Origin of the sequence: Acidovorax sp. Leaf191 (assembly GCF_001424425.1) — a bacterium.
GTDB lineage: Bacteria > Pseudomonadota > Gammaproteobacteria > Burkholderiales > Burkholderiaceae_C > Acidovorax.
Genome location: NZ_LMPT01000022.1, coordinates 263,536 through 290,118, shown reverse-complemented (window position 1 = coordinate 290,118; position 26,583 = coordinate 263,536). Strand labels below are relative to the sequence as shown.

General features: G+C 64.1%; 24 protein-coding genes. 10 read left to right on the top strand and 14 right to left on the bottom strand.

The features are described 5' to 3' along the window. Window positions 1-3: 3 nt before the first annotated feature. Genes ASG27_RS23785 through ASG27_RS23770 form a run of 4 tightly spaced genes read right to left on the bottom strand, consistent with a single transcriptional unit; the run spans window position 4 to window position 5,959 of the window. A complete protein-coding gene (locus tag ASG27_RS23785) occupies window positions 4-2,058 on the bottom strand; it encodes a 3-hydroxyacyl-CoA dehydrogenase NAD-binding domain-containing protein (RefSeq protein ID WP_056412133.1) in 2,055 nt (684 codons plus the stop codon). Next, on the bottom strand, window positions 2,058-4,142 hold the full coding sequence (locus ASG27_RS23780) for an acetate--CoA ligase family protein (RefSeq protein WP_056412130.1): 2,085 nt from the start codon (window positions 4,140-4,142) through the stop codon (window positions 2,058-2,060). Before ASG27_RS23780 ends, ASG27_RS23785 begins: the two co-directional genes overlap by 1 nt. Beyond that, on the bottom strand, window positions 4,139-4,951 hold the full coding sequence (locus ASG27_RS23775; RefSeq protein ID WP_056412126.1) for an enoyl-CoA hydratase/isomerase family protein: 813 nt from the start codon (window positions 4,949-4,951) through the stop codon (window positions 4,139-4,141). The genes ASG27_RS23780 and ASG27_RS23775 overlap by 4 nt, the downstream gene beginning before the upstream one ends. Window positions 4,952-4,975: 24 nt before the next feature. Next, a complete protein-coding gene (locus ASG27_RS23770; protein ID WP_056412123.1) occupies window positions 4,976-5,959 on the bottom strand; it encodes a tripartite tricarboxylate transporter substrate binding protein in 984 nt (327 codons plus the stop codon). Window positions 5,960-6,091: 132 nt separating this feature from the next. Here ASG27_RS23770 and ASG27_RS23765 point away from each other — a divergent pair, with 132 nt between their 5' ends. Further along, window positions 6,092-6,913: an IclR family transcriptional regulator gene (locus ASG27_RS23765; protein ID WP_056412120.1), complete on the top strand. Its 822-nt coding sequence runs from the start codon at window positions 6,092-6,094 to the stop codon at window positions 6,911-6,913. Between the two features lie 85 nt (window positions 6,914-6,998). Here the strand turns inward: ASG27_RS23765 and ASG27_RS23760 are convergent, their stop codons facing one another. Next, entirely contained in the window at window positions 6,999-7,814 is an 816-nt protein-coding gene (locus tag ASG27_RS23760) for a DJ-1/PfpI family protein (RefSeq protein WP_235503909.1), read from the bottom strand. Between the two features lie 111 nt (window positions 7,815-7,925). Next, a complete protein-coding gene (locus ASG27_RS23755; protein ID WP_235503908.1) occupies window positions 7,926-8,327 on the bottom strand; it encodes a hypothetical protein in 402 nt (133 codons plus the stop codon). 180 nt (window positions 8,328-8,507) lie between these two features. Between ASG27_RS23755 and ASG27_RS23750 the strand changes: the two genes are divergently transcribed. After that, window positions 8,508-10,772 (top strand): ATP-binding protein, encoded by a 2,265-nt coding sequence (locus ASG27_RS23750; protein WP_235503907.1) that lies wholly within the window; start codon window positions 8,508-8,510, stop codon window positions 10,770-10,772. A gap of 386 nt (window positions 10,773-11,158) precedes the next feature. Here the strand turns inward: ASG27_RS23750 and ASG27_RS27060 are convergent, their stop codons facing one another. Beyond that, entirely contained in the window at window positions 11,159-11,416 is a 258-nt protein-coding gene (locus ASG27_RS27060) for a hypothetical protein (RefSeq protein ID WP_156371489.1), read from the bottom strand. 74 nt (window positions 11,417-11,490) lie between these two features. Here ASG27_RS27060 and ASG27_RS26315 point away from each other — a divergent pair, with 74 nt between their 5' ends. From ASG27_RS26315 to ASG27_RS23740, 3 genes are all read left to right on the top strand, one after another. Then, window positions 11,491-11,958, top strand: a complete 468-nt coding sequence (locus tag ASG27_RS26315; RefSeq protein WP_082493104.1) for a helix-turn-helix domain-containing protein — start codon at window positions 11,491-11,493, stop codon at window positions 11,956-11,958. A gap of 309 nt (window positions 11,959-12,267) precedes the next feature. Continuing rightward, a complete protein-coding gene (locus tag ASG27_RS23745; protein ID WP_200912387.1) occupies window positions 12,268-12,429 on the top strand; it encodes a hypothetical protein in 162 nt (53 codons plus the stop codon). Between the two features lie 653 nt (window positions 12,430-13,082). After that, window positions 13,083-13,889: an SDR family NAD(P)-dependent oxidoreductase gene (locus ASG27_RS23740; RefSeq protein ID WP_056412110.1), complete on the top strand. Its 807-nt coding sequence runs from the start codon at window positions 13,083-13,085 to the stop codon at window positions 13,887-13,889. 127 nt (window positions 13,890-14,016) lie between these two features. On the opposite strand, the gene ASG27_RS23735 is transcribed toward ASG27_RS23740, so the two are convergent. The 4 genes from ASG27_RS23735 to ASG27_RS23720 are packed head-to-tail and all read right to left on the bottom strand — an operon-like array spanning window position 14,017 to window position 17,779. Further along, the gene (locus ASG27_RS23735) at window positions 14,017-15,450 is read right to left on the bottom strand and encodes an MATE family efflux transporter (protein WP_056412107.1); all 1,434 of its coding nucleotides are present in this window, start codon (window positions 15,448-15,450) and stop codon (window positions 14,017-14,019) included. Then, window positions 15,447-15,971: a MaoC family dehydratase gene (locus ASG27_RS23730; protein WP_082486139.1), complete on the bottom strand. Its 525-nt coding sequence runs from the start codon at window positions 15,969-15,971 to the stop codon at window positions 15,447-15,449. The genes ASG27_RS23735 and ASG27_RS23730 overlap by 4 nt, the downstream gene beginning before the upstream one ends. A 55-nt stretch (window positions 15,972-16,026) precedes the next feature. Beyond that, the gene (locus ASG27_RS23725; protein WP_056412100.1) at window positions 16,027-17,307 is read right to left on the bottom strand and encodes an MFS transporter; all 1,281 of its coding nucleotides are present in this window, start codon (window positions 17,305-17,307) and stop codon (window positions 16,027-16,029) included. Next, a complete protein-coding gene (locus tag ASG27_RS23720) occupies window positions 17,297-17,779 on the bottom strand; it encodes a MarR family winged helix-turn-helix transcriptional regulator (RefSeq protein ID WP_056412097.1) in 483 nt (160 codons plus the stop codon). Before ASG27_RS23720 ends, ASG27_RS23725 begins: the two co-directional genes overlap by 11 nt. A 78-nt stretch (window positions 17,780-17,857) precedes the next feature. Here ASG27_RS23720 and ASG27_RS23715 point away from each other — a divergent pair, with 78 nt between their 5' ends. Both ASG27_RS23715 and gloA read left to right on the top strand, forming a co-directional pair. After that, a complete protein-coding gene (locus tag ASG27_RS23715; RefSeq protein WP_056412095.1) occupies window positions 17,858-18,409 on the top strand; it encodes a PaaI family thioesterase in 552 nt (183 codons plus the stop codon). After that, complete coding sequence (gloA, locus tag ASG27_RS23710; protein ID WP_056412092.1) at window positions 18,406-18,819, top strand: lactoylglutathione lyase; 414 nt, start codon at window positions 18,406-18,408, stop codon at window positions 18,817-18,819. The genes ASG27_RS23715 and gloA overlap by 4 nt, the downstream gene beginning before the upstream one ends. 150 nt (window positions 18,820-18,969) lie before the next feature. Here the strand turns inward: gloA and ASG27_RS23705 are convergent, their stop codons facing one another. Beyond that, window positions 18,970-19,521 (bottom strand): OmpA family protein, encoded by a 552-nt coding sequence (locus tag ASG27_RS23705; RefSeq protein WP_056412089.1) that lies wholly within the window; start codon window positions 19,519-19,521, stop codon window positions 18,970-18,972. 129 nt (window positions 19,522-19,650) lie between these two features. Here ASG27_RS23705 and ASG27_RS23700 point away from each other — a divergent pair, with 129 nt between their 5' ends. Further along, complete coding sequence (locus ASG27_RS23700) at window positions 19,651-20,244, top strand: gamma-glutamylcyclotransferase (protein ID WP_056412085.1); 594 nt, start codon at window positions 19,651-19,653, stop codon at window positions 20,242-20,244. Window positions 20,245-20,363: 119 nt separating this feature from the next. Next, window positions 20,364-20,891 (top strand): superoxide dismutase family protein, encoded by a 528-nt coding sequence (locus tag ASG27_RS23695; RefSeq protein WP_056412083.1) that lies wholly within the window; start codon window positions 20,364-20,366, stop codon window positions 20,889-20,891. Window positions 20,892-21,022: 131 nt separating this feature from the next. On the opposite strand, the gene ASG27_RS23690 is transcribed toward ASG27_RS23695, so the two are convergent. Both ASG27_RS23690 and ASG27_RS26310 read right to left on the bottom strand, forming a co-directional pair. Next, the gene (locus tag ASG27_RS23690; protein ID WP_056412079.1) at window positions 21,023-21,577 is read right to left on the bottom strand and encodes a nucleotidyltransferase family protein; all 555 of its coding nucleotides are present in this window, start codon (window positions 21,575-21,577) and stop codon (window positions 21,023-21,025) included. 225 nt (window positions 21,578-21,802) lie between these two features. Further along, window positions 21,803-23,350: a CSLREA domain-containing protein gene (locus tag ASG27_RS26310; protein WP_162240457.1), complete on the bottom strand. Its 1,548-nt coding sequence runs from the start codon at window positions 23,348-23,350 to the stop codon at window positions 21,803-21,805. An 85-nt stretch (window positions 23,351-23,435) separates the two neighbouring features. Here ASG27_RS26310 and ASG27_RS26305 point away from each other — a divergent pair, with 85 nt between their 5' ends. After that, window positions 23,436-26,423, top strand: a complete 2,988-nt coding sequence (locus tag ASG27_RS26305; protein ID WP_082486137.1) for a TIGR03032 family protein — start codon at window positions 23,436-23,438, stop codon at window positions 26,421-26,423. The last annotated feature ends 160 nt before the right edge of the window (window positions 26,424-26,583 follow it).

Sequence of the window (26,583 nt, the reverse complement as noted above, 5' to 3'; positions counted from 1 at the left end):
GTCTCATTGGAATAATTGGTGAATGTCTCCGCGCACGAAGCCTGGCCCGCTGCAGTCCGCAAGCATGTCGAGATCCTTCGCGAGGGCGTCCTGGCCGCGCATCCGCGACCAGAACACCGGCCCGCCTTCCCAGCGTGGGAAACCATAGCCGTTGACCAGCGCGACATCGATATCCGTGGCATGGGCAGCGATGCCGTCGGTGAGCAACAACAGCGCCTCATTGACGAGCGCCAACAACGCGCGGCGCTGGATCTCTTCGTCGCTGATGGCGCGTGCCACGATGCCCTTGTCGGCGCGAGCGGCTGCGATCAGCGCCTGCGTGGCACCGTCCACCTCTGGTGTTCGGCCGTCGGGGTAGCGGTAGTAGCCTGCGCCTGTCTTGCGACCCCATCGGCCAGCCTCGCACAGCCGGTCGGCAATGTCCACATAGCGCCCTGCAAGACCGCGTGTGGCGGCCTGGGCTTGTCGCATTCGCCAAGCGATGTCGAGGCCCGACAGGTCGGCCACGGCGAAGGGGCCCATCGCAAAGCCAAAGCTTTGTAAGGCCGCATCCACCTGTTCGGGCCAGGCGCCTTCTTCGATCAGGAACTCACACTGGCGCCGATATGCGGCGTAAAGCCGATTGCCGACGAATCCGAAAGCATTGCCTGTCAACAGTGGCAACTTGCGGAGCTTGCGGGCGAACGCCAGCCCGGTGGCCAAGGCGTCTGGCGACGAGGCCTTTCCCCGTACGACTTCCACCAGTCGCATCACGTTGGCAGGACTGAAGAAGTGCAGCCCGATGACATCCTGAGGCCGGGTGGTCGCGCGGGCGATGGCATCCAGGTCCAGGTAGGACGTGTTGCTGGCCAGCACGGCACCGGGGCGGGCCAGTGCATCGATGCGCGCAAAGACCTGGCGCTTGACGTCCAGGCTTTCAAATACTGCCTCGATCACCAGATCGGCAGCAGAGAGGCCATCCCAGTCCAGCGTTGCGCGAAGCCTGCTTTGGCGATCCTGTGCGAGCGCGGGTGGCAACTTGCCAGCCTTCACGCGCCCCGAGTAGTGGTCGGAGATGCGGGTGCGGCCACGCTCCAGTGCCATGCCATCGTGCTCCAGCAGCAACACATCGAAGCCTGCATCCAGCACGGCGATGGCGATGCCTGTGCCCATGGTGCCGGCGCCAATGACCGCTGCGCAGCGCACGGCGCGGGGGGCGATGTGCGCCAGTGTCGAATGCTTTGCGCTTTCTCGTTCTGCGAAAAACTGATGGCGCAGCGCCGTAGCCTCTGGCGACAGCCGAAGTTGCTCAAATGCCGCGCGCTCACTGGCAAGAGCCACGTCGAAGTCCGGCTCGGCCGCTGCCTTCACGGCTGCGATGGCGGCGATGACTGCCGGCCGTCCTTTGCCTGCCTTCAGGGCCGCGGCCGCAGCGTCCGCCACCGCGTGCGGTGGAGCCGCCGGTACGACGCGGTCCCGCAGCCGTTGCTTGGTGCCCGCCAAGCTTCGTGCAAGCGCCACCGCCGCTTCCAGCAGATCGCCGTCGGTCAAGGCATCGACCAGTCCAGAGTCGAGCGCCGCGGCGCTTTGGATCCGCTCCCCAGCGCAGATCATCGATATGGCGCGAGGTATGCCGACCAGGCGAGGCAGCCTTTGCGTTCCACCCGCGCCGGGGATGATGCCGAGCGTGACTTCGGGCAGGCCCACGACCGTTCCCCGTGCCGCCAAGCGAGCGTCGCAGCCGAGTGCAAGCTCGAACCCACCTCCCAGCGCAGCACCATGCAGCGCGGCGACGAAGGGCTTGTGACAGGCTTCGATGGCAGAGATCACGGCGGGAAGCTGCGGATCGACCAGCGGTTGACCGAACTCGCGCAGGTCCGAGCCGGCGATGAACGTAGTGCCCGCTCCGATCAAAACAGCAGCGGTCAGATGGTCGTCGGATGCCACTTGAGCGACTGCGCGCATGAGGCCCGCACGTACGGCCGCCGAGCCGGCGTTGATCGGGGGGTTGTCGATCCAGATCACGCCCACGTCACCGTCGCGCTCCAGACGCACCTGGGCTGTGGAAAAAGCGCTCATCAGGCCAGCACCACGACACCGTCGGCTGCCCGTACACCTTGGCCTTGCGGCAGTACGAACACCGGGTTGATCTCCGCTTCCAGCAGCCGGTCGCCCAATTGCGCCGCCATCAGAGAGAAGGCCACCATGGCTGATACGAGTGCATCCACATCGGCTTTGGGCCTGCCGCGAAAGCCGTCCAGCAGAGGCCAGGTCTTGAGTTGCTGCGCCATCGACAGGGCCTCGTCCCGCGATAGACCACTGCCCGGTGGCAGCAGCCGCATGGCCGTGTCTTTGAAGAGTTCCGCTGTCACGCCCCCCATACCCAGCAGGATGGCTGTGCCCAGAGAGTCCCGGTGCATGCCCAGGATCAGTTCGGTTCCGCCGCCGACCATTTCCTGGACGAGGAAGCGATCGGGCCGCACGCCGGCCTTGGTCTGCACTTCGGCTGCCATGGCAGACATGCGCTCGCCCACCGTGTCGGCCGTCAGGTTTACTGCCACGCCACCCACATCGCTCTTGTGGGTGATCTCGGCGGAGAGAATCTTCAGCACCACGCGGCCACCCATTTCGCGTGCCGCAACCTGTGCTTCGGCTGGCGTTGCCACGATGCGCTCTCCCGCGCAGGGTATGCCGAAGCGTGTAAACAGCTGCTTGGCCTGGTATTCGTCGAGCGACCCGTTGGGCAGATCGTCCACCACGATGGCCTGGGGGAGAACGACGGCGTCGCGCTGCGGCTTGAGCTGCGCCACCTTGAACATCGCCTGCAGCGCCGCAGTGCAACTCTCGGCCGCCGCAAATGCCGGTACGCCACGCTTCGTCAGCAATGCGCCGACTTCGGGAGCATGCGGGCTGACGTACGCAATGACAGGCTTGTCAGAGTTTGGGAGGCAGTCCTGGATGGCTCCCACCAGCAACTCGGGCATGGCGAGGCTGGAGGAGCCGACGATGATGGTCAGCGCGTCATAGCTCGGGCTCTTGAGCAACACATTGATGGCACCGCGTAGCAGGTCTGGCTTCAGACCTGCCAGCGTTACGTCGATGGGGTTGCGGTCCAGCACCGCGTGGTCTCCGGTTTGCAAGGCGCGCAGCGCCTGCGCGGTGGCAGCATCCGGTGCGGGCGTGTCAAAGCCCGCCATGCCGAGGTCATCCGATACCAGTGTGCCTGCGCCGCCGGTGGAGGTGAGAATAGCCACCCGCTTGCCGTGCAGTTTGCGGCCTGTGGCCAGCGCTGCGGGAATGTCCAGCAGGTCTGAGAACGTCTGCGCACGGATCACCCCGATCTGCTGGAACAGTGCGTCGTACATGCGGTCGGCCCCGGCCAGGGCGCCGGTGTGCGAAACCGCCGCTTGCGCGCCGGCCTCGGAGCGGCCAATCTTGAAAGCCACCACCGGTTTTCCGTTGCGCGCTGCCTTCAGGCAGGCGTTGCGGAACTTGGCGGGATTGCGCACGGTTTCCACATACAGCGCGATCACCTTGGTGGCGTCGTCGTCGGCGAGGTGGTCGATGAAATCCGCGAGTTCAAGATCCACCTCGTTGCTGGTGGATATGAGCTTGGACAGGCCGATACCCCGGGCCGCAGCGCGCGACAACAGCGCGCCCAGGATGCCGCCGCTTTGCGATACCACGCCGATACCGCCAACGGGGAAGTGCTCCATTTCGAGCGCTCCGGTGGCCGACAGCACAATGCTGTCCGTCAGGTTCACGAGGCCGATGGTGTTGGGGCCGAGGATGCGCATGCTCCCGGCTGCCTCCACCAGTTGCTGTTGGCGGCGTGCGCCGTCCTCTCCAGTCTCGGTGTAGCCGCTGGCCAATACGATGGCCGCCGCGCAGCCGCGGGCAGACAGCTCTCGTACCGCCAGATGAGCGCGCTCGGCGCCCAGCAAGACAATGGCCACGTCAGGCACTGAAGGAAGAGAGGCGACGTCGCTGTAGCACGGCAGGTCGCCGATTCGGTCGGCCTTGGGGTTCACCGGGTAGATGTCGCCCGCGAAGCCATGCTTGACGAGGTAGGAGACCGGGCGGCCCGCGGTCTTGCTGGCATCGGCCGAAGCGCCGATCACTGCCACGCTGCGCGGATTGAGCAAGCGGGAAATAGCGTTCATGGTGCTTCATCCTTGGCGGCTGTCGCAACAGCGGATTTGGCGAGAAACGCCATCACCGATTCGCGGTGCTCCGTGCTCGTGTAGCAGATACCCTGGGCTTGGCTGCCCTGAGCAAAGACCTGCTGCGCGGACATCTCGAAGCTCTGGTTGAGGATGGTCTTGGTCAGCGCCAGCGCAGTGGCCGAACCCTGGCTCAACTCGGCGGCCCAGGCCTTTGCATCGGCCAGCAGCGAGTCGGCCGAGGTCTGGCGATCCACGATGCCCAGCGCCAGCGCTTCGTCCACCTTGACCGGCCGACCTGTGAAGATCAGTTCTTTCGCCTTGGGCAGCCCCACACGGCGTGGCAGGAAGTACATGCCGCCGCCATCTGGAATGATCCCGCGGTGGATGTACGACCAAGTGAAACTGGCCCATTCGCTCGCGATGATGAAGTCGCAAGCCAGCGCGGTGTCGGCGCCCAGCCCCGATGCCGCGCCGTTGACGGCGGCAATCACCGGCTTGGGCATGGTGTGCAGCAAAGCCTGGGTGTGATGCACACGTTGCTGGCGATGCCAGCCGTTGAAGCCCACGTCTCCGGCCGGTGCGTTCATGCGCTTTTCCATGCCGGCGATGTCTCCTCCAGCGCAAAAACCCTTACCGGCCCCGGTCAGCACCACGGCTTTGATGGCCTTGTCGGCAGAGACAAGTTCCAGCGCTTCGATGAACTCGCTGCGCATGGCATCGCTCATGGCGTTGCGCTTGTCGGGGCGGTTGAGGGTGATGGTCGCGATGCCGTCGGCGACCTCCAGGTGGATCAGAGCGAAGCTCATTGGCAGTTCTCCTCGATGTGGTGATCAGTCGGCTTTGATGCCGTTTTCTTTGACGATGCGAGCCCAGCGTGCTTCTTCGCCACGCACGTAGGTGTCGAGTTCAGCAGGATCGCCAGCGCTCACGGCAAGGCCCTCTTGCTCGACCTTGCGCGTGAAGTCCGGCGCGCGGGCCGCCTTGCGCGCAGCGGCGTTCAGGCGGGCAATGACGTCTTTGGACGTGCCTGCAGGTGCGTACAGGCCGTACCAGCTTTCCACCGCGTAGCCCGGAACGCTCTCTGCAATGATGGGAATGCCCTTGAAAGCAGGGGAGGGCTGGGCGCTGGTCACAGCGATGGCACGCAGTTGGCCACGTTCCACGAAAGGAGCGACGGCGGCAGCCGTACCGAAGAAGATGTCGACCTGCCCCCCCATCAAATCGGTCATTGCAGGACCCGCGCCCCGGTAAGGGATGTGCACGGTCTTCACGTTGGCCAGGTTGTCGAACATTTCACCGGCCAGATGGGCCGACGTGCCCGCACCTTGCGAGGCGTAGGTCAGCTTGCCCGGGCTGGCCTTGGCAGCGGCCAGAATGTCCTGCACCGTCTTGAACGGGCTCGCAGGCCGCACCACCAGAACGTTAGGGCCGCGGCCGACCAGAATGACCGGCGCAAACGCCTTGTCGTTGGCGAAAGGCAGCTTGGGCTGCAGGCTGGGGTTGACGGCATGCGCGAAGCTCGCCATGACCAGCGTGTATCCGTCAGGCGCGGCCTTCGCCACGGCGTCAGTGCCGATGACCGTGCCCGCGCCGGGCTTGTTTTCGATGATGACCGGCTGACCGAGGTCTTTGGACATCTCCTGGCCCAGCGTGCGCGCGATCAGGTCCGTGCCGCCTCCAGGCGAAAACGGCACCACGATGCGCACGGCCTTTTGCGGAAATGTGTTGGCGAATGCCGCGCCTGCCAAAAGCAAGGTGCTGATGAGCAGGGGCTTGGTGCAGGATCGCAAGAGGCGGAAGTTCAATGGGCGCATGTATTTGTCTCCGTAGTAGTCATGGCAGCAGGGCCTTGGCAGGTTGCGGCGTCGGCGTTCGAGCACCGTGCCCGTAGCTTAGGAAAGCAGGCCGGAAAAGTAACCCTGCCAATTCCACAGAGTGGAACTAAAATGGTTGCCAGCCAATGGAGAAGCCTTGTGGAAGTACGAAGAAACGGGATCGCCGACGACAAGCCAGGGATGTCGCCGGCCAATCGTTCCCTTGAGCGAGGCATCGAGCTGTTGCGAGCCTTCAGGCAAGGCTCCGAGCTGCTGGGCAATGGCGACCTGGCGGAACGTACGGGCCTGTCCAAGTCCACGGTCAGCCGGTTGACCCAGACTCTTGTGGGCACGGGCATGCTGCAGCTGGATGCGCCGAGCCGGGCCTATCGATTGGCCCCTGCTGTGCTGAGCCTGGGGCACGCCATGCGATCGGGCTCTCGCGTTCTGGCGGTTGCGGCTCCGAGGATGCGGGCTCTGGCAGAAGGGCGGCGCATCAACGTCGGCCTGGCCGCACCCGACCGCGACGAGATGGTGTACCTGGAATCCATCCGCTACGCCCGGCGGGCAGCGCTGCGCCATGTGGTGTCGGGTCAGCGCGTGCCCATGGAGCTGACATCGCTCGGGCGTGCCTATTTGGCCGTCGCTCCGGAGCTTCGACGCAATGCGCTGATGCATGTCTTCCGCAGCCGGCGTGCAGAGGCCTGGCCAACGCTGAAGGCAGCCATTGAACAGGCACGGGTTGATGTCGCCGAGAAGGGCTACTGCGCGGCATCGTGGCAGCCCGAAGTTGTTGCGCTGGCCGCTCCGCTGGAGGTGGCGGGCGCTCAGTACGTGATTAACGTGAGCCTATCGACTGCAGAGCCCATGGATGAGGTGGCGAAGGAGCTGTCGCCAGCGTTGCTCGATCTGATCGCGAAAGTTCTTCACGATGCAGCGAGAGCGTCGTTGTAGGGCGGGCCAGGGCCCTGGGCGCGTGCGGCCAGCAGCACGCGCCGTCAGACGGCATCCCACCCGTGCTGTGGTTGTGCTCACCCGTTCAATTGGGCCAGCGGTCGCGGGCTTTCTGCGCTGCCTGGCGGGCGGTTTCGATGGCGGTGCCCCGTCGCTCGCGGACTGTGGTCGTCAGGGCCTGGCCGGCCAGCTCGGGCGTGCCTGACGGATAGGGCGGCTGGGGGTCGTACTCGAAGAGCAGCGTCTGGAGACGCGCATGTGCCTCGCCGCGCAGCAGCGCGGAAAGCGTCAATGCCATGTCCATGCCCGCGGTCACGCCGCCGCCGGTTACCCGATTGCGGTCGACCACCACGCGCTGCGCCACGGGAGTCGCGTCAAAGATCGGCAACAGGTCCCGCACATACCAGTGGGCCGTGGCGCGGTGTCCCCGCAGCAGGCCGGCCGCGCCGAGCAGCAGCACCCCGGTGCACACGCCGGTGACCCAGCGCGCGGCTTTGCCACGCTCGCGCAGGAAGCGCAACGTGTCTTCGTCCTTCAGCAACGCAGTCGTGCCCTTGAGCCCGCCGGGCACGAAGAGGATGTCAGGCGTCGCAGGCGCATCGGCGAAAGTCGTGCTCGGCAAGAGCTTCAAGCCGCTGTCGGTCGTGACCGGGGACAGGTCTTTCCAGACCAGGTGTGTGTCGGCATCGCCCATGGTTGCGAAGACGAGCTGGGGGGCGACCAGATCGAGGGCGGTCATGTCAGGGTGCACGACCATCACGATCTGCAGCCGGGGGCGCGAGTTGGCGTTGGGCAGTGGCAGTGCTGGGGCGATGGTGTCGGTCGCCGCTGAAGCGTGGAGGGACGCCAGTGCGGACAACGCACTGAGGGCGGACAAGGCGTGACGTCGATGGGGGTTCATGGAATGAATGGCTCTCTGGCGCCCACGGCGGGCGCCGACTCGATGCGAAAACGCGCGGCGCGAAGCGCGCCCGAAGGCGGCATCACGCGCGGACGAACGGAAGAAGAAGCGTCAGAAGAGCGAGGGGGAGGGCGGCCCGCGCGCCGGCATGGGAGCCGCGGCAGCCGCCATGAGGTGCGTGGCTGCGATTGCCCACACCCCGTAGGCAAGCGCCAAGGGCGAGGGCAGTCCGACGGCTGTGGTGGCGGGCGGCGTGACCGCCTGCACGCACAGCGGGCAGTCCATGTGGGCGGCCCCGAGTTCCTGCACGCCGTCATCGGTGTGCACGATGACCTTGACCAGACCGGCCCCAGAGCAGACCAGCTCCAGGGTTTGCGCATGGACCATCGGTGAGGCAATGGCCGAGCCGATAGACAGCGCGAACCACAGCAGCACCCATCGAATCAGGCTGGCTGCAGGACGCCGCTTCCCCGATGTCGGCGCATGCGTGCGGATTGCGGCGGTTCTGCTCATGGGGGCGGATTATCGGCCAGCGGGTTCGCGAACAGGTCCTAGCGTTCCTCGGCCTCGGGCACGACGACAATCGGGGGCAGAGTCCACGCAGTGCCGCCGGCTCCGGCGAAATCAGAGGATCGGGAAGTTTTTTGAAGCGCCCTGTCTAGCCATGTCGCTCGGCACCGCTACCATCCAGTCTTGCGCTTCGCATGCGCCGCATCCCGTGCCAGTGTACGGCAGGACCGATTCGGCAATGTCGAGCGCCTGAGCGCATCCACAAAGCACAGTCCGCTGGTGTTGCCGGTGTCCAGTGGATGCGTTCCCATTGCCATTCTCGACAATCTGCTGCTGCACAAAGTTCTCAAATCAGGTATGCGCCATGACGCCCCGATCCCCTTCCTCTCCGGTGGCGGCCGCGCCACGGAACTGATCCTGAGCCGTGACTGGTCGAACCATCCTCTGGGGCAGCCGGAAGAATGGCCGGAGGGACTCAAGGTATCGCTCAGTCTGGTCCTGAACTCGCCCGAGTCCATGATCCTGTGCTGGGGACCCCAGCTGCACTTCTTCTTCAACGAAACCTATATCCCATTGCTCGGCCCCCGCGTGGAGTGGGCCATGGGGGCTTTGTTCGACGAGGTCTGGTCGGACGCGCTCGAGCAGGCCCATCCCATCATTGCCGACGCGATGTCCGGCAAAAGCCAGCGCTTCAATGACCTTTACTGGAAGCTGGCCACCGATCGCGGCATGGCGGATACCTGGTGGACCTTTTCCTACTCACGCATCCTTGGCGCCGATGGCGAAGTAGCGGGGCTTTTCATCTTCACCAACGAAACGACGGCCAAGGTCCTGGCAGACAAGGCCCTGCGCGAAAGCACCGAGCGCCAGCGTCAGACTCTGCAGCAGATGCCTGGATTCGTCAGCATCCTGAGCGGACCGGAGCACAGGTTCGAGTACGTGAACGACGCGTATGTCGAGATATCCGGAGCCCGCGATTTCCTGGGGCGCACGGTGCGCGAGGTGTTTCCGGAACTGCATAACCAGGGGTTCTATGAATTGCTCGACAAGGTCTATGCCACGGGAGAGTCCTATTCCGCGCAGGCCATGCCGATCCACCTCGACAACCGGGCCGCAGACCAGGCAGACCGGTACATCGACCTGCGGTATGAGCCCGTCCGCGACCCGGGTGGCGCCGTCAGCGGCATCTTCGTCGGTGGCTATGACGTGACCGAGCAGGTCAGGGCCCAGCGTGCCTTGGCCGAAGCCAACCAGAACCTGGCGCAGCGGGTGAACACCACGGTGCGCGAGTTGATGGCCACCGAGGATGCTCTGCGCCAAGCCCAGAAAATGGAAGCAGTCGGCCAGCTCACCGGCGGCCTGGCCCACGACTTCAACAACCTGCTAGCAGCCATCACGGGATCGCTGGAGCTGATGCAACGGCAGATCGCACAGGGCCGCACCACCGAAATCGGCCGCTACGTGACGGTGGCCCAGGGCGCGGCGCGCCGCGCAGCGGCCTTGACCCATCGATTGCTGGCGTTCTCCCGTCGCCAGACGCTGGACCCCAAGGCCGTGGATGTGAACCAGTTGGTGGCCGGCATGGAAGAGCTGATTCGCCGCACAGTGGGCCCCGCCGTCCACATGGAGACGGTCGCAGCGGCCGACCTTTGGGCGACACTCGTCGACGCATCGCAGCTCGAAAGTGCGCTGCTCAACCTCTGCATCAATGCCCGCGACGCGATGCCGCACGGCGGCCGCATCACCGTGGAAACGGAGAACGTCTGGATGGACGACCGTGCGGCGCGAGCGCAGGGCCTGGGTGCCGGACACTACGTGACGCTCAGCGTGACGGACACCGGCGCCGGCATGACGCCGGAAGTCCAGGCGAAGGCATTCGACCCGTTCTTCACCACCAAGCCCATGGGCCAGGGAACCGGCCTGGGCCTGTCCATGATCTACGGCTTTGCCCAGCAGTCGGGCGGCCAGGTACGCATTCGTTCGGAGGTGGGCGTCGGCACCACGATGTGCATCTATCTGCCGCGCCATACCGGCGCCAAGGACGACGGCCCCTCATCGGAAAAACAGCCCGTGCCGCTGGGCCCGCAAAATGGCACGGTGCTGGTCGTGGACGACGAATCCGCCGTGCGCATGCTGATGGGCGAGGTGCTGCAGCAGCAGGGCTACACCGTGCTGGAAGCCAGCGATGGAAGCACCGGCCTGCGTACGCTGCTGTCCGATGCCGCCATCGACCTGCTGGTTACCGACGTCGGATTGCCCGGCGGCATGAATGGCCGCCAACTCGCCGACGCAGCCCGCACGGCGCGCCCGCAGCTGAAAGTCCTGTTCGTCACCGGCTATGCCGAGAATGCACTCGTCGGCAACGGCCACCTGGAGCCGGGCATGGCGGTGATGACCAAGCCTTTCTCCATCGACGATTTCAGCATGCGCGTTCGCGAGATGATCTAGCGCTGCACCGGCGGTGTGGATGGATGGGTGTGCGGATACAGGTGCGATGTCCGTCGCATTCGTGCCGAGGGCTGCGGCTTGCCTGCCTGCCTGCAGGACGTACCCAAAGCCTTTGGGGACGCACGCCGACCGGTGACTTGATTGCCGTTATGACGGGTGAGAAGATTGGGTCCTCAAATCGCTCTGAAAATCAAAAAACCAATCAGGCATATGATTAACAGAATAAAACTCTTCACATCTGATTTGGACGAGTACACGGCCATAGTGTCACGCCATCACTCCGCAGGCTCCGCGAGAACCAGAAATTTGAGTGATTTCGAGATGCGGTCTGACGTAATACTGACTGGCGGGCTGTGTTTTTCCCGGACATTCTGGAAGTCCGATGTTCAAATTAAATTTGAAGAAGCGTACGACGGATACGGAATTTCTTTTTCGGACGGTGGAATGCTGGAGGCGGTGCGTTTCGGAGGAGAGGCAAACGAAACAAGCGGGTCGTGCGGCTTGGTCTTGGACTCATCACTGACCAAAATTGCGAATATTTCTCCACGAACCACACTGCATCGGGTTTCGGTCGAAAAAGAAGCAATCCACAAACGACTGTCCGATTTGATAGAGCGGCCTGCAACCCAAAGGATATTGTTCAATCCCGTTCTTGACACCAACAGCTATGAATCTCATGTCATCAAGTCGATGATGAACATGGTACACCAAGAAAAGGATGGCACAACGCCCCTTTTCCAGATATCCGGCTGCGCTGACCAGCATGAACGAATACGTAATCAATGTCATTCTGGAAGGCGTGTATCACAGCTACACAGACATGATGAAAAACTCTGGGCCGATGCCCAGCCCGGGAAGTGTCAAGCGCGCAATAGACTATATGGTCGAGAATGCATCGCGACCTATGAGGGTGGTAGACATTGCGGAAGCGTCTGGCGTCGGTGTTCGCGCGCTTCAAATGGGTTTCATGAACTTCAAGTCCATGACTCCCATGGCATATCTGAGGCTGGTCAGATTGAACGGTGTGAGAGCGGAGTTGTTGAATGGGGCGTTGGGAAAATCCGTTTCTCATGTGGCCATGTCATGGGGCTTTCCCCACATGTCATCATTCTCAGCGCAATACACAAAAAAATTTGGCGAAACGCCGTCAATGACTTTGAGACGATCCATTGCGCACACGAGCTGAAGAGTACGTATTGCTTTGGTCAAAGCTGTGTTTTTCAAAGGGCCGCTCGCACTTGGATCCATCGAATTTCAACTGTTTTTATCATTTTATTTTGTGCGAATAATATAAAAGTTCGCAAATTTGTTTTTTGCTGCGCTTTTTTGCTACCGGAAGTTGACTGGAGATGCCAAGTGTTGAATAGTTGGGTACGTGGGCAATATATGTTGAAAGCGCTAGAACTGCGAAGGGCGCGATCTTGATAGTCATCGCATTGAGGCGCTAGGTATGCCGGATAGAAATGGGAGCCTCACTCCCCGTGATAGAAAAGAAATGAATGCTTTTTTAGGCCGGGTGCTCGACAGCTACAAAGTTCGAGAAATCACGAAAGATGAGGCCGTTGGAACCCTCGCGTATGTCATGACCGCGTTGGAAACGGGCAACAGCTCCGAGGCGATGAACTGGATCAACCAGTGGTGCAAACGCGTTGCGTGATTACGGTCGAGCCGCAACTTCCACAGAGCTCCGCTGACGCACATGGCACTGGCTTGTGTGCTGGAGCAGGGCGCGAGACCTGCAACACTGGCCAATCAGTGGAGAGCACCATGACGCGGCCAACGTTCAAAGGAACCGGTTCTACGCTGAAATATGCCGCCACCGAGCATCATTCCCAATCCGGCAAGTTTTGTCGCCTGGCGTGGCATGGCCCCGTGCACAACCCGCATCTCGCCGAGCGCGCAAGGTGAGCCAGAGAGCTTTTGGGGCACAGGCCTACCGTTGACAGGTCGACTGGGTGAGATCGCCATGCACATGGCCGATAGCTCAGCAGCTCAACTGGGTGACGCACGTGAGCAGCAGCGTAGTGGCTGTGAATGCCCGTCACCCGCTGAGAAGATTGCTGTCTGTACGCGATGATGGTTGATATCGAATGCAAGGTAGCGGCTCGGCTCTCGAAGCCTGAAGTGCACGAAATGGGCCTGTGCCGATCACGACGATCTGCACGGCGTGCCTAGGTAACCATGACGTTCACACTTTGAGTCATTTTACATAATATACATCGTATAAAGTCATAGAGCCGCTGTAGAGGCAGCTCCAGGCAGCCTCCGTCTAGCTCACCAGACCCCACTATCACCGCTACCATCAGGCCCATGACCCTCACAGCACCACCATCTCCTACAACACGCCCATCCACCATCCACTTCGGCCACCAGGGCCGCGTGTGCGTCGTCACCGGCGGCGCGCAAGGCATCGGCGAAGCTTGCGTGCGGCGGCTTGCGGCCGATGGTGCCAAGCCGGTCATCGTGGATGTGGACGACTCGCGCGGCCAGGCGCTGGCGCAGGAATTGGGCGCGCTGTACGTGCGCTGCGACGTGGGCGACAAGGCGCAGGTCGATGCCCTGGTGGCTCAAGTGCTGGCCGCGCATGGGCGCATCGACGTGCTGGTGAACAACGCCGGCATATTCCGAGCTGCGGACTTTCTCGATGTGACCGAGGCAGATTTCGACGCTGTGCTGCGGGTCAACCTCAAAGGCTCGTTTCTGGTGGGCCAGGCCGTGGCGCGGGCCATGGTGGCGTCTGGCGGCGGGTCCATCGTCAACATGAGTTCGGTCAACGGCGTGCTGACCATCCCGAGCATTTCCAGCTACAACGTGAGCAAGGGCGGCGTGAACCAGCTCACCCGCGTCATGGCGCTGGCTTTGGCCGACAAGAACATCCGCGTGAACGCCGTCGCGCCCGGCACCATCGCCACCGAGCTGGCCGCCAAGGCTGTGCTCACCAGCGACGAGGCCAAGCAAAAGATCATGAGCCGCACGCCGATGAAGCGGCTGGGCGAGCCGTCGGAAATCGCCGATGTGGTGGCCTGGCTGGCGAGTGACGCGGCCAGTTATGTCACGGGTGAGATCGTGACCGTGGATGGAGGGCGTATGACGCTGAACTACACCGTGCCGGTGTGACGCTAAGAGCCGCAGCGCCAGTAGCTATAAAATCAATAGCTGCTAGCGCAAGCCCAGTGAGCGGTAGGGCCTGTTTTAAGCCCAATTCAGCACCACCCGGACCCTGCGCAGCGCTGTTCAAACCGGCTCAACCCTGCGGCACGCGGCTGAGCAGGCCCGCCATGCTGCGCGGCCAGCCCACCCGGCCGAACCAGGCTCCGCCAGCAATGGCCCATGCATTGACCAGTCCGTAGAGGACCAGCGCCACGCCCTGCGCGGCGAACACGGCGGTCAGCCCGCCGCCCCAGCGCAGGGCCAGCCAGCCACCCGTCACGGCCACCGCCAACCGGGCGATGTTGCCGATCACGGGCCACAACAGGCGCCCTGCCCCTTGCGATGCAAAGTACAGCACCAGGCCCAGGCCGAAGAATCCATACACGGGGCCCACGGTGCGCAGGTACAGCGCGCCAGCCTCCAGCATGGCCGGGTCGCTGTTGAAAAGACGCAGCCATGTGCCCGGAAAGGCGGCCGCCCACAGTCCGATGGCTTCGGCCATGGCAAACGCGATGGCCGCGCCGATCCAGGTGGCGCGCAGGGCCCGCTCGCGCTGGCCGGCGCCGATGCAGGTGCCGACCATGGCCACCAGCGGTGCGCCCAGGCCGAACACGAGCGGCACCAGCAAATACTCGAGCCGCGACGCGGTGCCATACCCCGCAATGGCCGCCGTGCCAAAGCCGCCCACCAGCGCAGTCGTCACGCCAATCGCCACGTTGGTGGCCACGGTGGACACCGTGCCCACCAGGCCCACCCGCAAGATGTCCTTGAACAGCTTCCAGCGAAACTGAATGTGCGTCAGCGACGGCCGCAGCAGACTGCGCGGCGACCACAGATACGCCGCCAACACGGCGCTGCCGACTGCGTAGTACGCCATCAGCGCCAGGGCGCCGCCTGCAATGCCCAGGCCCGGCACCGGGCCCCAGCCAAAGATGAGCAGCGGCGACAGCGGCACCAGCACAAACGCACCCAGCACGGTGACGTAGGCAGGCACCGCCATATTGCCGGTGCCGCGGATCACGGCCAAGAGCGTGTTGAACAGCCAGACCAGAAACGCCCCCGCGAAAACCCAGTTGGAGTAGATCAGCGCAGCCTCCAGCGCGCCCCCGGTACCACCCATGCGGGTGTACAGCCAGCGCCCTCCTCCCACCACCGCCACGGTGAACACCAGCGCAAACACCGCCGCAATGGCCAGCGCGTGCATCACCAGCGCATCGGCATCGTCACGCCGGCGCGCCCCCAGCGCCCGCGCAATGGCCGACGCAATGCCCCCGCCCATGGCGCCTGCCGACGTCATCTGCATCAGCATGACCACGGGGAAGACCAGCGCCATGCCCGCCAGCGCATCGGTGCCCAGTTGACCCACGAAATAGGTTTCGATCAGACCCACACCCGCCTGCGCCAGCATCACCAGCACATTGGGCATGGCCAGGCGCAGCAAGGTGGGCGCAATGGGCGCTTCCAGCAGCATGCGGGTGCGTGCGTCGAGCGGCGCGGGCGCGGCTGGCGCCGTGGCTGCGCTGCTCATGAAGCCGCCCCCGGGGTCGCTGCCACCTGCCTGCGCGGCACCACGATGCGCACGGTGGACAGCTGGAGCACATCGCCCTGCTGGTTGCGGGTTTCGCTGCGCACGGTGACCATGCCGCGGTAGGGCTTGGACTTGGACGGCTGGATCTCCAGCACCTCGCTCACCACGTGCAGCACGTCAGTGGCGCGGGTGGGCCGTGGCCAGCTGATTTCTGCCCCGGCGCCGATGATGCCGCCGGCAATCGGCAGGCCCGTGGTCACCTGCAGGCGCATGGTGATGGCCGCTGTGTGCCAGCCGCTGGCGGCCAGGCCGCCGAACAGCGTGGCGCGGCCGGCGGCCTCGTCCAGGTGAAAAGGCTGCGGGTCGAATTGGGTTGCAAACGCCTTGATCTGGGCTTCGTCCATGGCGTGTTCACCGCTGGTGAAGCGGTCGCCCACGGCCAGGTCGTCCAGGTACAGCGGTTGGGGTTGGGGTTGTGTGGGGTCGGGCAATGCGGCGGCTGCCGCCAGGGTGGTTGTCATGGCAGTTTGCTTTCAGCTAAGGATCAACGGGTGGAGTGGCTTGGCTCGGCTTGGCTCAGGCCGCAGCAGCTGCAGGGCTGCGCGCCAGCGGGGCCTCGCGGATGGGCAGATTCACCAGCGCCGCACCTGCAGCCAGAGCGATGTCGATGTACCAGACCCAGTCGTAGCTGCCGGTGGCCTGGAAGACGCTGCCGCCCAGGTACGCGCCCAAAAATCCGCCGATCTGGTGCGAGAGCATCACCACGCCAAACAGCATCGCCATGTTGGCGGTGCCGAACATCTTGGCCACCAGGCCCGCCGTGGGCGGCACGGTGGAGAGGAAGGTCACGCCCATCACCGCCGCAAAAATCAGGACCACCGGCGTTGTCTTGGGCGCGAAGAGAAACACCAGCACCGCCAGGCCGCGCACGGCGTACAGCAGCGACAACAGCGACTTCATGCGCCAGCGCCCCACGGCCCAGCCCATGGCCAGGCTGCCCACGATGTTGAAGAGGCCGATCACGGCCAAGGCCCAGCCGCCCACTTGCGGCGGCAACCCGCACGCCGCAATCACCCCGGGCAGGTGGGTGGCCAGGAAGGCCACATGAAAGCCGCACACCAAGAACCCGATGGCCAGGTAGCGGTAGCTCGGCGTGGCCAGCGCCTGGACCACGGCCTCGCGGGCGGTCAATGCCTTTTGGCCCGACGCGGCAGCGGCCTGCGCCGCGAGCGCGTTGGAATTGCCCTTGAGCACCCACACCGCTGGCAGCGCCAGCAGCACCAGCACGCCCATCCACTGCATGGCGCTGGCCCAGCCCAGTGCGGCGGTCAGGCTCATAGCGATGGGCGCCATGATGAACTGGCCGAAAGAGCCGCCCGCGTTCACGATGCCGGTGGCCAGGCCACGCTGGTGGGCCGGCACCAGGCGCGAGGTGGCGGCCATCAGCACCGACGGCCCCGCCATCCCTGCCCCGCCCGCGGCCAGCACGCCAATGGCGAAGATAAGGCCGGCGGTCGTGGTCATGTAGGGCGTGATGAAAGTGCCCAGCGCCACCAGTGCCACGCCCAGCAGGATCACGCGGCCGGTACCGATGCGGTCGGCCACCGCACCCGCAAAGGGCTGGGTCAGCCCCCACCACAGTTGGCCGAACGCAAACGCCAGGCTGATGCTGCCAATGCCCAGCGCGGTGGAGGTGTTGAGCGCCGACAGGAACAGGCCCATCGTCTGGCGCGTGCCCATGGTCAGTGCAAAGGCACCCGCTGCGGCCAGCAGCACCAGCCACAGGGACAAGGGCAGCGCGGGCGCAGCAGCGCGTGCGGGCCCTGCGGGGGCGGTGTTACGGGTGTCATTGGTCATCGCCGGGCTCCTGGGCGCTGGCCAGCAGGGCCAGGGAATCGTCGACCAAGGCGTGCAGCGCGTTCACCCGCCCTGCCCCCAGGGTGTCGTTGAGCGCCAGTTGCGCGGCCTTCCAGTGGCGCTGGGCCTCGGCGCGCTTATCGCGCCCGGCATCGGTGATGTGCACCAGCCGGCTGCGCGCATCGGCCCCGGCTTCGAGCGTGACCCAGCCGGCATCGACCAGCGGGCGCAGGTTGCGGGTCAGCGTCGAGGCGTCCATCTTCATGGCCGCGGCCAAGTCCCCCGGGCGAATGGGCCCCAGCTTGAGCACATGCGACAGCAGCGAATACTGCGTGGTCTTGAGGCCGCACCGTGCCATCTCGGTGTCGTAGTGCTGCGCCACCCGCCGCATCAGCTGGCGCAGTTTGAAGTTGGTGCAGCCCTGGGGAAGCGCACCGGCGACAGCTTCGGGTGGAGTGATTTCAGCTTGCATGCTATAAATTGTATCTGCAATAATTGCATATGCAAGTTATTCGTTTGGCTTTCACCCCACTCCCATCCAAGGCACCACATGACGCAAAACAACCAGCTTGAACAATGGCTCGCCCAGGAACGCGAGATCGCCGCCCGGCTGGAGGCCGGCGTGGGACCGGGCGTCTCGCGCCCCGACCAGGTGGCGGGCTTGACGGGTTTGCAGATGATGCAGGCCATGCTGCGCGGAGAGCTGCCCTACCCGCCCATCGCCCGCACGCTCGACTTCCAGTTGATGGAGGTGGACGAAGGGCTGGCCGTCTTCCAGGGCACGCCGGGGCCGGCCCACCTGAACCCCATGGGCACCGTGCACGGCGGCTGGTTTGCCACCCTGCTGGACTCGGCCCTGGGCTGCGCCGTGCACACCCGCATGCTGCCCGGCCGCGGCTACACCACTGCCGAGCTGGGCGTGAACCTGGTCAAGGCCCTGACACCCAAGGTGCAACGCGTGCGCGCCGAAGGCCGCGTGATCCACTGCGGCCGCCAACTGGCCACGGCCGAAGCCCGCCTGGTGGGCCCGGACGGCACGCTGTACGCCCACGCCACCACCACCTGCTTGGTCTTTGATCTGCCGGCACAATCGAAGGCATGAGATTCCTCCACACGATGCTGCGCGTTGGCAACCTTCAACGCTCGATTGACTTCTACACCCAGGTGCTGGGCATGCAACTGCTGCGCCAGTCCGAAAACCCCGAGTACAAATACTCGCTGGCCTTTCTGGGCTTTGACGGCGGCAACCCCGGCCAGTCCGAGATCGAGCTGACCTACAACTGGGGCACCGAAAGCTATGACCTGGGCACGGCCTACGGCCACATCGCCCTGGGCGTGCCAGACGCTTATGCGGCGTGCGAGAAGATCAAGGCATCGGGCGGCAACGTGACGCGCGAAGCGGGCCCGGTCAAGGGCGGCACCACGGTCATCGCCTTCGTCACGGACCCGGACGGGTACAAGATTGAATTGATACAAAGGGCCGAGGGTTCGGCAGGCGGTGGTCTGCGTTGATTTGGCGATTGCTATTGAATTGATAGCTTGTAGCGCTTACCAGACAAGCGGTAGAGCCAGTTTTTATTCAATTCATCGGCCCATTGAGCGCCCGTAAAAAAGCCCGGCATTGCCGGGCTTTTCATTGGTCCGCGGTGGACTGCCGCTGAATTACTGCGCGCTCAGTGCCACTTCCACACGGCGGGCTTCGGCGTTGTTGCCGCTGGCCGTGGTTTCTTCGGGCTTCTTCAGCTCGATCTTGTCGTCGGCCACGCCCAGGCCCTTGAGGGCGTCACGCACCGCAAAGGCGCGTTGCTTGGCCAGTTCGGCGTTCAGCGCGGCGTCGCCCGTGGCGTCGTGAAAGCCCGACACGACAGCCTTCTTGCCCTCGGCCACGCCCTTGACCACGTCGGCCAGTGCCTCGTTGGCACCGGCGGCCAGGTCGGCCTTGGCGCTGGCAAAGTAGAACTTCACCACGCCGTTGTCCACCCGCACGCTGGCCGCATCGTCAGCGACCAGGGCCGCTGGCGCGTTGCTTGCAACAGCGGGTGCGGCAGGTGCAGCCGAAGTTGCTGCTGCCACCGCCACCGGCTTGGCGGCACCGGCAGCGCCCACGCGCTTGACCACCACGGTGCCGACCACGGCGGAGATCACCAGCGCGATGAGCGCAAACAGGAAACCCAAGGCAAAACGTTCTTGGCTATCGTCGTCGGAACTGGACATGAAAACTCCCGTAGTCGTGATGTTGATTGAGGTAGAAAAAGGTCTGGCGTGCCCATGCCGCTGCACTGTTTGTGGCGGGCACAAGACCCTGGCACGCCGCACCAAAGCCTTCAATTGTAAAGTGCTCCCATGACGAATCTTCCCGCGCCCCTTCGCGACCCGGCTCCCATGCTGGAGCGTGCACTGGATGAATGGGGCGGCCACAGTGACCTGTGGGTGTTCGGCTATGGCTCGCTGATCTGGCGGCCGGACTTTGACTACACCGAGCGGCGCCCCGCCACCGTGCACGGCTGGCACCGGGCGCTCAAGATGTGGAGCCGCATCAACCGCGGCACGCCCGAGTGCCCGGGGCTGGTGTTCGGCATGCTGTCCGGCGGCAGCTGCCGGGGGATGGTGTTCCGGGTGGACAAGGCGCAGGCGCGGCAGGTGCTCATCAACCTGTGGCAGCGCGAGATGGTCACCGCCGTGTACGACCCGCGCTGGTTGCCCTGCCGCACGCCGCAGGGCACCGTGCAGGCGCTGGCGTTCACCCTGTCGCGCAAAAGTCCCAACCACACGGGCGAGCTGCCCGACGAAGAGTACTGCCGCATCTTCGAGCAGGCCTGCGGGCGCTTCGGTACCACGCGGGACTACGCCCAGGCCACCTACGATGAGCTGCGCAGGCACGGTATCCATGACCGCGCCTTGGCCAAGCTGATTGCACTGGCCCGCAAAGAGGCTTAGACGCTCTGGAGCACGGTGCGTCGGCGGCCGGTGCGGACGGCGCCGTGTCCTGCGGTGCAGCACGGCGCGGCGGGTGCACAATGCGGCGGTCTCTCACCCTCAGCCAAGGAGCCTGACCCATGAAAAATGTTCGTTCAGCCGGTGTTCTGTCCCTCATCGCCGCTGCCGCCCTGGTGGGCTGCGCCGGTTATTCCTCCGGCCCCACGGCCAGCGCCACGCTGGAGCCCACGCGCGGCAGCACCACCACCGGTACGGTGAAGTTCGTGCAAGCCGGCGATGTGGTCAAGGTGTCCGGCGAAATCCGTGGCCTCAAGGCGGGTGCCGAGCACGGCTTTCACATCCATGAAAAAGGCGACTGCTCCAGCGGCGACGGCATGAGCGCCGGCGGCCACTTCAACCCCGGCGGCAAGCCCCACGGCCACCACGGCGCGGGCGAGCACCACACGGGCGACCTGCCCAGCCTCAAGGCAGACGCCAACGGCGTGGCCACCTTCAGCTTCGAGTCGCGCACCATTCGCTTGGGCAGCACCGCCAACGACATCGTGGGCAAGGGCCTGATCGTGCACCGCGACCCCGACGACTACAAGACCCAGCCCACGGGCAACGCCGGCCCCCGTCTGGCCTGTGCCGTGATCGCCGCCAAGTAACGGTCGCACGCAGGTAGGGCGCTGAAGCCGCACCGATCCGCCCGCCTGCCTGCAAAGCTTTTGCCCGCCGTTGCGCTGGCCATAACCCGCCCCGCTGCATCGGCGGGCGGGTTTGCTTTTTTGGGGAGCCCTCAGCTCCGGCGCGCCGCCAACAGGGCTTCGGCGCGCGCCAGATCCTGCACGGTGTCGATGTCCGTCACCGTGCCTGCGTCTTCCACTTCCAGCCAACGCACTCTTTCTCGCTGCGCCTGTTGGCGCACCACCCTGGCAGCGCCCTGCTCTCCCGCCAGGGCCAGCAGTCCAGACAGGCATTCGGCGGCAAAGCCCACGGGGTGGCCGCGGTTGCCCTGGTGCACCGGCACCGCCACGGCGCAGTCCGCCAAGACGGCGGCGATGGAACTTAGCGTTTCGGGGAGCACCAGCGGCAAATCTCCGGGCAGTACCAGCCAACCCGGTGCCGTTGCCGTCGCGCGCACCGCCGCTGCAATCGAATCGCCCATGCCGGGGTGGCCCTCGTCCTCCACATGCCAAGGCAAACCACTGGCCCGCACGGCAGCCAGGGTGTGCTCCAGCACGGTAGTGCTACCCAAGGGCGCGCGCAGCTTGTGTACCGCGCCGCCCGATGCGGTAAACCGTTCGCCCCGGCCGGAGGCGAGGATCAGGACCGTGGGAAGCTGGTGTCGCATGGACGCAATTGCCTGTGGGATTTGAAAAAGATGTTCTCGCCAGTTTCCCGTACGGCAGAAAATGCGAAGCAACGCCGCAATGCATGGCCCATCGCTTGCGAGCGCCAGTGATCTACGCACGCTTGGTCAATTCAGGCTTCGGCCGCAATGGCCTGCTTGATTTTCTCAACTTTCCCCAAGGCACGCCACCGTAAGCGCCGCCCGCCAATGCGCCTGAGTGGCCTTTTAGACCTTTGGATAACGGCGGATACCCAACCACGCCAGCAAGGTCGCCAGCAGCACCAAAGCCCATTGCGATAAAGTAGGAATCTTGCTGGCAGTATCGGTTGGTACAAAGGGTTGAATCTCCACCGCACCCATATCGATGGTGCCGCCCACGATGCGCGTCAATCCTCGCTGGTCGGTTGAAGCCACGGTCACGAACGTGTTTGAGCCTGCATTGCGTGCCGGGCTCGTACTGGCAACCAAGCGTGTGAGCGTGGCGCCACCATTGTTGGCCAGCGATCCTAATTGGGGGTCTACGTTACCGATATTATTGCCACCCACCACCACAGCGGCCGATGTGCTTTGCAGCAGCGAGTAGTTCATGTTGATGGTGGCGTTTCCCGTGTTGATATCGGGGCCCGTCGGCGCGGTGCCACCAGCGAAGATGGAATTCGTGATGTTGATGGTGTTGGCGCTGTTCCCTCCGTCGAGATTACCCCCCGATGTGCTCGCCGTATTGGATGCCAGCGTAGACGAACGTATGTCGGTCAACTGGGTACCGCCAAAAGAACCCCTCAAATAAATGCCGCCACCCTTTCCCGCATTGGCGGCGTTACCCGATATGGTGGTATTTTCCAGACGCAACGTGGAGTTGGTTTTGTAAAAAAAGAAACCGCCCCCTTGGCCTGCAGTGTTACCACTGATCGTCGAGCGATCAACGGTCAGTGTGCCGGGCGCAGACGACTTATAAAAGAACACGCCACCACCACGACCATTGCCGGTGCTATTGCCCGAAATCGTAGTATCACTGATCGTCAATGGCGCATTAACTTTATACAAAAAGATGCCGCCGCCCCGAGATCCGCCGGAATTTCCTGAAATCGTGGAACTGGTGATGCTGCTGGAGCCAGCTACGTTATACAAAAACAACCCTGCTCCACCGGAACTTGCGGTGTTATTGCTGACCCTGGTGTTGCTGATGTTGACCCCGCCTGCATTGGATCTGAAAAACAGCGCGCCACCTTTGCTGGTCGACACATTGCCCGTGATGACGGACTGGTCGATCGTCAAGCTTCCCGATTGCTCGAAACGAATAGCAGCGCCACTGCTATTTCTACCCGCCGTCAGCGTCAGACGGCTGATGGTGACGTTTACACCGGCACTTCTGACATAAAAAATGCGGGAAGTGCTATTGCCATTGATGCTCAGTGTCCCTGTCGTGGGTCCTTGCACCGTGACCGAATCGGTAAGACGCAGATGGGTACCACCCAATGTGATGGTGCCGGTCAATGCAGACAGGTCAATGGTGTCGGTGCCCGCGCCTGCAACGCAATCTCCCCCGGTGGTGTCGCTGTCGGTGTTGGCATTGTTCACCGCCTCGCGCAGCGTGCACAAGTTGTCGCCTGCCGTGACATCGTCAGCCAGAGAATCCACTTCGATGACCGCTGCCGATGCTTGCCCGCCCATGGCTGCGAGCGCCGCGCCCGCAGCCAGTACCGCGCTTTTTCCTGTCCGTTTTGCATCGGACTTACGATCCCATGCACCACCCTGTGTCAGGTATACCGCCATATCCCTCATCCTTTAGTGATGCTAACTTTGCTGTTGGCCAGATTCTACGAACAATGGGCACGAAAGTAACCGGTGCCTGACCCTTATGCGCCTGAACACAGAATTCATCCGACTCCCCCTGGCCTTCGATGCGGCCTGTTTGGCCAGCGAGATCCGCGCCCTGCCCGAAGTGGCGTGGCAGCCACACCCCGAAGGGCACGCCGGCAATGCGGCCTTGCCGCTGATGGCGGTGGGGGGCGACCCCCTGAACAACGGTGTCAAAGGGGTGATGCAACCCACGCCGCAACTGCACGATTGCCCGTACCTGCAACAAGTGATGTCGGTACTGCAAGCCCCCATCGGCCGCACCCGCCTGATGCGCATTGATGGCCGGGCCGAAGCCAGCTTGCATGTGGATGTCAATTACTACTGGCAGCAGCACATGCGCGTGCATGTGCCCATCGTGACCGATCCTGCGGTGCAATTTATCTGCGGCGGCCAAGCGCTGCACATGGCAGCCGGTCAAGCCTGGGTGTTCGATACCTGGCGCGAGCACAACGTCATCAATCCCACCCACTTGCAGCGCATCCACCTGGTGATAGACACCACGGGTTCGGCGGCACTGTCGGCACTGCTCGCGCAAGGCGGCCGCCCCACGGATCCGCAAGCGCCAGCCATGGGCCCGGTCCGCACGGTGGCCTTCGAGCCCGGCGCCCGGCCGAAAATTTGGCATGAGGTGGACAATTTTCCTGTGGTGATGTCGCCAGCAGAGCAGCAAACGCTGTTTGCAAACATCCAGGCCGTGCTGCCCAGCACCAATTCGGGCGAAGCCCTGCGTGCCGAAGTGGCCGGTTTTTTCGACCAATGGCGGCAGCTCTGGGACCGGCACCAGTCAGCCCCTTCGGGTTGGCGCGCCTATGCCGATCTGCTGGAAAGTACCGGCGACAGGATGGGCCGACTGCGCAGCAGCGTGACGCTTTCCAACGGGGTGGACGGCGCGTTCGCGGTGCAGCAGATATTATTGGCACCCGCCCTCAACACCGATCTGGCCGAGCGGGTGGTGCCGTCGGTGCGCGGCGCACAGACGCGATTCGACCGGCCCGTTTTCATCGTTTCGTCTCCGCGCTCAGGGTCGTCGCTGCTGTTTGAGACGCTGAGCCAGGCGAAGGACGTGTTCTCCATCGGCGGTGAGAGCCATGCACTGATCGAGGGCATCGAGGCGCTGCATCCCGCCGCCCACCAATGGCACTCCAACCAACTGGGCAGTGCAGATGCCACCCCCGAGGTGATGCAGGAGCTTGCATCCCGATTTGCCACCGCTGCCCATGACCGCGAAGGGCGGCCCACGGCGGACCGGGATAGCTTTCGGTTTCTGGAAAAAACCCCGAAAAACAGCCTGCGCATTCCTTTTTTGCGCGCCATGTTTCCGGATGCCATGTTCATCTACCTGTACCGCGATGAACGCGCCACCATCAGCAGCATGCTGGATGCCTGGCGCTCCGGGCACTTTGTCACCTACGACTTGCCTGGCTGGCGCGGCACACCTTGGTCGCTGGCCTTGGTACAAGGATGGCGTGACATGGCTGGCATGTCCACGGCAGAGGTTGCCGTGCGCCAATGGGAGTCCATTACCCGCACCGTGCTGGATGACCTGCAGACGGTGCCACCCGACAGCTGGTGCGTGGCCAGCTACGACCAACTGGTGGCTCACCCGGAGCAAGAAGTGCGCAGGCTCAGCCAGTTCGTTGGCTTGCCGTGGGATCGCAACTTGACCGCACCGCTGCCGCCTTCGCGGCATACCCTCACGCCAGCCAACCCAGACAAATGGCGAGCCAACGCCACCGAAATCGAGCCTCTGATGCACCTGGTCTCGGCCACTGCCGAGCGCGCCCGGGCACTGTTTGCCCACGAGCCCCTGCGCCGCCCCCCTACGCCGGTGGCGCCCGTCGCTCCCGCTCCCATGCCTGCCGCCGGCCCCCACCCGGCCACTGTCCACCCCATGCCAACGCCCGCCCCCAGCGCCGCCCCCGCCCAGCCGCACGACCACCAGGACTTTCGCAGCGTTCACACCACATCCTTGCCGCAACTGCTCAATGAGTTGGGCGCATCGCTGCTGGTGACCACCTACCAAAGCGGCCGCCTCATCACCCTGCGTGCAGATGGCCCGAAGCTCAACACCCACCTGACCTACTTTCCCAGTCCCATGGGCATGGCCTATGACGGCAACCGCTTGGCCATCGGCACGCTGCAAGCAGTCTGGGACTACCGAAACATGCCCGACGTCGCCTCCCGTCTGCACCCCAACAAGCACGACGGCTGCTTCATACCGCGCAACATGCACGTCACTGGCGACATCAGAGTGCATGAGCTGGCTTTTGATGCGGGTGGCGAACTATGGGTGGTCAACACCCGGTTTTCGGCGCTGTGCACGCTCGACCGCGACCACAGCTTTGTGCCACGTTGGCGACCATCGTTTGTCACCGCGCTGGCGGCCGAAGACCGATGCCACCTCAATGGCCTGGGGATGCGCGACGGCACCCCCACCTTGGTCACGGCCCTGGGCAGCACCAACACCCCCGAAGGCTGGCGGCACCACAAAGCCCAAGGCGGCATCGTCATGGACATCGCCAGCAACGAAATCGTCACCCAAGGCCTTGGCATGCCGCATTCCCCGCGCTGGCACAACGGCCAATGGTGGTTGCTCGAGAGCGCCAAAGGCACGCTCATCACGTTCGATCCGGCCACCGGAAAAACACAAACCGTCGCCCACATGCCCGGCTTTACCCGCGGCCTGGCCATGCATGGTTCGTTGGCCTTCGTGGGACTGTCCCAGGTGCGCGAGAGCGTGTTCGACGGCATTGCCTTGAGCCAGCGCCTCAAGCCTGAAGAGCGTAGCTGTGGCGTCTGGGTCATTGACCTGAATACCGGCAATACGGTGGGCTTTATCCGTTTCGAGGGCATCGTGCAGGAGATCTTCGACATCCAGATACTGCCCGACCTGCGCTACCCCGAGGTGCTGGAGCCCGATGCCGATGTCATTGGCGGCTCGTTCGTCCTGTCGGACGAGGCCATGAAGGATGTGGTGAGGGACTGAGATGGCGAACGCGCACGGGGCAGGCGGCTGAATCCAGCCGCGGGGGCGGCGGTGTGTCCCTCCGTCTGTCCAGCGTGCGCACCTTGGACAAAGGGTGGCGCGCCGGGCGCGCGGCCACCTGACGCCCGAAAGACTCGGCCGCCTATTCGCTCCCGGCCCG

What these genes read in the sequence shown, in the direction of transcription:
- gloA (WP_056412092.1), top strand. Translation starts at nt 18,406, where the DNA reads ATGAGATTCCTCCACACGATGCTGCGCGTTGGCAACCTTCAACGCTCG.
- ASG27_RS23690 (WP_056412079.1), bottom strand. Translation starts at nt 21,577, where the DNA reads ATGCGACACCAGCTTCCCACGGTCCTGATCCTCGCCTCCGGCCGGGGC.
- ASG27_RS23775 (WP_056412126.1), bottom strand. Translation starts at nt 4,951, where the DNA reads ATGAGCTTCGCTCTGATCCACCTGGAGGTCGCCGACGGCATCGCGACC.
- ASG27_RS26305 (WP_082486137.1), top strand. Translation starts at nt 23,436, where the DNA reads ATGCGCCTGAACACAGAATTCATCCGACTCCCCCTGGCCTTCGATGCG.
- ASG27_RS23700 (WP_056412085.1), top strand. Translation starts at nt 19,651, where the DNA reads ATGACGAATCTTCCCGCGCCCCTTCGCGACCCGGCTCCCATGCTGGAG.
- ASG27_RS23740 (WP_056412110.1), top strand. Translation starts at nt 13,083, where the DNA reads ATGACCCTCACAGCACCACCATCTCCTACAACACGCCCATCCACCATC.
- ASG27_RS23735 (WP_056412107.1), bottom strand. Translation starts at nt 15,450, where the DNA reads ATGAGCAGCGCAGCCACGGCGCCAGCCGCGCCCGCGCCGCTCGACGCA.
- ASG27_RS23760 (WP_235503909.1), bottom strand. Translation starts at nt 7,814, where the DNA reads ATGAACCCCCATCGACGTCACGCCTTGTCCGCCCTCAGTGCGTTGTCC.
- ASG27_RS23715 (WP_056412095.1), top strand. Translation starts at nt 17,858, where the DNA reads ATGACGCAAAACAACCAGCTTGAACAATGGCTCGCCCAGGAACGCGAG.
- ASG27_RS23745 (WP_200912387.1), top strand. Translation starts at nt 12,268, where the DNA reads ATGAATGCTTTTTTAGGCCGGGTGCTCGACAGCTACAAAGTTCGAGAA.
- ASG27_RS23725 (WP_056412100.1), bottom strand. Translation starts at nt 17,307, where the DNA reads ATGACCAATGACACCCGTAACACCGCCCCCGCAGGGCCCGCACGCGCT.
- ASG27_RS23705 (WP_056412089.1), bottom strand. Translation starts at nt 19,521, where the DNA reads ATGTCCAGTTCCGACGACGATAGCCAAGAACGTTTTGCCTTGGGTTTC.
- ASG27_RS23770 (WP_056412123.1), bottom strand. Translation starts at nt 5,959, where the DNA reads ATGCGCCCATTGAACTTCCGCCTCTTGCGATCCTGCACCAAGCCCCTG.
- ASG27_RS23695 (WP_056412083.1), top strand. Translation starts at nt 20,364, where the DNA reads ATGAAAAATGTTCGTTCAGCCGGTGTTCTGTCCCTCATCGCCGCTGCC.
- ASG27_RS23785 (WP_056412133.1), bottom strand. Translation starts at nt 2,058, where the DNA reads ATGAGCGCTTTTTCCACAGCCCAGGTGCGTCTGGAGCGCGACGGTGAC.
- ASG27_RS23780 (WP_056412130.1), bottom strand. Translation starts at nt 4,142, where the DNA reads ATGAACGCTATTTCCCGCTTGCTCAATCCGCGCAGCGTGGCAGTGATC.
- ASG27_RS23755 (WP_235503908.1), bottom strand. Translation starts at nt 8,327, where the DNA reads ATGAGCAGAACCGCCGCAATCCGCACGCATGCGCCGACATCGGGGAAG.
- ASG27_RS26315 (WP_082493104.1), top strand. Translation starts at nt 11,491, where the DNA reads ATGGCACAACGCCCCTTTTCCAGATATCCGGCTGCGCTGACCAGCATG.
- ASG27_RS23720 (WP_056412097.1), bottom strand. Translation starts at nt 17,779, where the DNA reads ATGCAAGCTGAAATCACTCCACCCGAAGCTGTCGCCGGTGCGCTTCCC.
- ASG27_RS23730 (WP_082486139.1), bottom strand. Translation starts at nt 15,971, where the DNA reads ATGACAACCACCCTGGCGGCAGCCGCCGCATTGCCCGACCCCACACAA.
- ASG27_RS26310 (WP_162240457.1), bottom strand. Translation starts at nt 23,350, where the DNA reads ATGGCGGTATACCTGACACAGGGTGGTGCATGGGATCGTAAGTCCGAT.
- ASG27_RS23765 (WP_056412120.1), top strand. Translation starts at nt 6,092, where the DNA reads ATGGTTGCCAGCCAATGGAGAAGCCTTGTGGAAGTACGAAGAAACGGG.